The 3960-nt window shown below is 66.7% G+C and carries 2 protein-coding genes; both read right to left on the bottom strand.

What is annotated here, in order from left to right:
• Positions 1 to 52: 52 nt before the first annotated feature.
• Positions 53 to 2935 carry a pyruvate, phosphate dikinase gene (locus tag EB084_21280; GenBank protein ID NDD30797.1) on the bottom strand — a complete coding sequence of 961 codons (2883 nt, stop codon included), beginning with the start codon at positions 2933 to 2935 and terminating at the stop codon, positions 53 to 55.
• A gap of 262 nt (positions 2936 to 3197) precedes the next feature.
• A partial coding sequence (locus EB084_21275; protein NDD30796.1) for a hypothetical protein occupies positions 3198 to 3960 on the bottom strand: 763 nt, incomplete at its 5' end.

Below are 3960 nucleotides of genomic sequence, written 5' to 3'. Positions count from 1 at the left end.
GCCAATCCGCGCAAAGCCGCGCGCCCAGCCCCTGCGCCGGAGCACACCGAGATCAGTCGGCTTCCACCGACACGCCCTTCTCGGCGAGGGAAGCCTTCGCCGCCGCGAGGCGGGCGATGGGAACGCGGTAGGGTGAGCACGACACGTAGTTGAGCTTGAGCGTGTGGCAGAAGGCCACGCTGCGCGGCTCACCGCCGTGCTCGCCGCAGATGCCCACCTCGATGTCGGGACGGGTCTTGCGACCCTGATCGACGGCCAGCTTCATCAGCTTGCCGACGCCCTCGGTGTCGAGGGTCTGGAACGGGTCGCGCGCCAGCACCTTCTTCTCGATGTACACCGGGATGAACGTGCCCGCAGCGTCGTCGCGCGAGTAGCCGAGGGTGGTCTGGGTGAGGTCGTTGGTGCCGAACGAGAAGAACTCCGCGTCGGCGGCCAGCTCGCCCGCCGCCACGCACGCGCGCGGCAGCTCGACCATGGTGCCCACCTTGTACTTCACCTTGACGCCCGTCTTGGCGATGATCTCGTCGGCGGTCTTCGTCACCAGATCGCGCATGAACGACATCTCTTCGGCAAGCCCGACGCCCGGGATCATGATCTCAGGCTTCGCGTCGACGCCCTCCTTGACCAGCTCACACGCGGCCTCGAGAATCGCGCGCACCTGCATCTTGTACACCTCGGGGTACACGATGCCGAGACGGCACACGCGCAGCCCGAGCATGGGGTTCATCTCCTTGAGCTGGCGCACGCGCCCGAGCAGGTACTCGAGCTCGTTGAGGGTGAGTGCCTCGTTGCCGCGCTCCTTGCGCACCTCGCCGAGCACTTCACCAAAAAGCGAATCGCCCGCGCGCTTCGCCATGTGCAGACGGGTGACGTCGGCGAGCAGCTCTTCAAAGCTGGGCAGGAACTCGTGCAGCGGCGGATCGAGCAGGCGGATGATAACCCAGTGCCCCTCCATCGCCTTGAGAATGCCCTTGAAATCGGCGCGCTGCACCGGCTGCAGCTGATCGAGGATCTGGGTGTACTCGGTCCACGGCTGCTCGATCTGCGCCTTCACCGCCGCGATGCGCTTCTCGACGTCGGCGCGCTCGGCGTCCTTGGCCTCCTCGAGCTCGATCTCGAGGCGGTGCAGCACGCGCTTGAGGCGCTCGGCCTCCGGCGCCGCGAGAATCATCTTCTGCACCACGGGAAGCCGCTCGCGCTCCATGAACATGTGCTCAGTGCGGCACAGGCCGATGCCGTGTGCCCCGAAGGCGCGGGCGCGGGCGGCGTCGCGGGGGTTGTCGGCGTTGGCGTAGACGCCCAGCGTGCGCATCGAGTCGGCCCACGACAGCAGCTCAGACGCCTGGTCGGAGAGCTTGTCGGGTTTCACCAGATCGAGGGTACCCTCAATGACCTCACCCGTGGTGCCGTCGAACGAGAGCAGGTCGCCCTTCTTCAAGGTGCGGCCGTTGACGTGCAGCACGTGCTTGTCCATGTCGATCTGCAGGGCCTCGCAGCCCACCACGCAGGGGATGCCCCAGCCGCGGGCCACCAGCGCCGCGTGCGACGTGGGACCGCCCGTGCTCGTGAGGATGCCCTCGGCGACCACCATGCCGTGGGCGTCGTCGGGCGTGGTCTCAGGGCGCACCAGAACGACCTTGTCGCCCTTCTCGTGCATCTCGACGGCCTCGTCGGCCTCGAACACGATCTTTCCGGTAGCGGCACCCGGCGACGCGGGAATGCCCTTGGCGAGGAAGCGGTCGGCGGCCAGCGCGGCAGCCTTGCTCGACGCCTCGAAGTAGGGGTGCAGCAGCTGGTCGAGCTGGCTCGCCTGCATGCGGGCCACGGCCTCTTCCTTGGTGATGAGCCCCTCGTGCACCATGTCGACGGCGATCTTCACCGCGGCCGACGCCGTGCGCTTGGCGCGGCGGGTCTGCAGCATGAAGAGCCGATCTTTTTCGATGGTGAACTCGACGTCTTGCGTGTCCTTGTAGTGCTTCTCGAGCCGCTGACCGATGTCGAGCAGCTGCTTGTAGGCCGACGGCAGCACCTTCGCCATCTCGTCGATGTGCTGCGGCGTCCGGATGCCCGCCACCACGTCTTCGCCCTGGGCATTCATGAGGAAGTCGCCCACCAGGCCATTGGCGCCATTGGCGCAGTCGCGGGTGAAGGCCACGCCCGTGCCGCAGTCTTCGCCCATGTTGCCGAACACCATGGCCTGAACGTTCACCGCCGTGCCCATGTTGTGATCGAGGTGCTCGCGGTTGCGGTAGACGATGGCGCGCGGGTTGTTCCACGAATCGAACACGGCCGCCACGGCGCGGTGCAGCTGGTCGTACACGTCGGAGGGGAACGTGGAGCCCGCCTCCTTGAGCACCAGGGCCTTGAACTGACCGACGATGGCCTTGAGCTGGTCGGCGGTGAGCTCGTTGTCGTTCTTCACCCCGGCCTCGGCGCGAGCGCCCTTGAGCAGATGCTCGAACTTCTTCTTGGCCACGCCCATGACCACATCGCCGTACATGCTGATGAAACGGCGATAGGCGTCGTAGGCGAAGCGCGCGTCGTTGGTGAGCTTTGCCAGCCCTTCGACCGTCTCATCGTTGAGGCCGAGGTTGAGCACCGTGTCCATCATGCCGGGCATCGAGATCTTGGCGCCCGATCGCACCGAGACGAGCAGCGGGTTCTGCGGGTCGCCGAAGCGCTTGCCCATCTTCTGCTCGACGTCAGCCACGGCCTCACGAACGTGCTGATCGAGACCCTGGGGGAAGCTGCGGCCGAGGCGGTTGTACTCCATGCACACCTCGGTGGTGATGGTGAAGCCGGGCGGCACCGGGATGCCGAGGTGGGTCATCTCGGAGAGACCCGCGCCCTTTCCGCCGAGCAGGGACTTGTTCTTGCCGTCGCCGTTCTCGAACGTGTAGATCATCGCATGCGCGAGTGTAGCCGTCTGGGACATGGTCAAACCTCCAGTGGTGAGTGGGTGGGAGAGGGCGCAGCTCTCTCAGGGTAGAGATCATCTCCGATGCCGGGCGGCTATTCCGCCGCGAAGCGGCAAAAATCCTCTCCGCAAGCCGACCTCAGACAAAGGAACCAGAAAAGAACAGGGCCCGCTACTCAGACCGTACCCATCAGAGAGGCCCGTAGGTGCGGCAGGGCCTGGATGCGCGTCGCGCCCCCTCGGCGCCCGCCGACTCACGCGGCGCTCGAAGCACGCGCCGCTAGCCCTCGGAGACGGCGCTTCGGGTGAACGAGATCTCGAAACGGCACGCGCTGTGATGGCGCCCGATGCACTGGGTCTCGCGAATCACCACGTCACGGTCGGTGACGCGCTGCACCACGCTGCCGAGCAGGCCTCCCACGAAGCCGCAGCAAGGCTCATCGATGCCCATGATGCCGTCGCAGACAAGACACTCTTCGACTTCGAAGACCGCCGTGCTGCCCTCTTCGGTGTACTTCACGCGGCCGAGCTTCATGGCGCGAAAGGCCTTGTCGATACTGGCGTAATCCGGGATCTGCATGAGCTGACCGAGCTTGCGGCCCGCGAGCATGCTCCACGCGCCGTAGTCCTTGCCGTGCGACTGCATAAGCCCCTGAAAGCAGGCCACGCGGAACATCCACAGCGACGTGTCGCGCCCCAGGCGCGGACGAATGCCGCGAATGATGCTCATGTTGTCGACCTGACGGAGAGCGGTGTTGAGCGGCTTTCGAATCTCCTTGACGGTGAGGCCGTAGTGGGCCTGCGCAGGTTCGTTCGACGACGCCGCTGGCGCCGCCGCAGCTGCTGGCGCCGCCGCAGCCGCTGGCTCCTGCGGGGAGGCCGTGGACGCGGCCTCGCTTCCTCCCCCACCGAACGCGGACGCGCGACCGGCGCCGAAGGACGAAGCCCCCCCAGCCAGTCCGGACAGGCCTCCACCAAACCCGGACGCCGCACCACCTGCTCCGCTGGCGGGCGCGCCTCCCCCCGCATCAGCAGCGGGACCG

Source organism: Pseudomonadota bacterium (genome assembly GCA_010028905.1).
Classification (GTDB): domain Bacteria; phylum Vulcanimicrobiota; class Xenobia; order RGZZ01; family RGZZ01; genus RGZZ01.
Note: the sequence above shows the minus strand (reverse complement) of the source record. Positions and strands in the feature narration are given on the sequence as shown.

What these genes read in the sequence shown, in the direction of transcription:
- EB084_21280 (NDD30797.1), bottom strand. Translation starts at nt 2,935, where the DNA reads ATGTCCCAGACGGCTACACTCGCGCATGCGATGATCTACACGTTCGAG.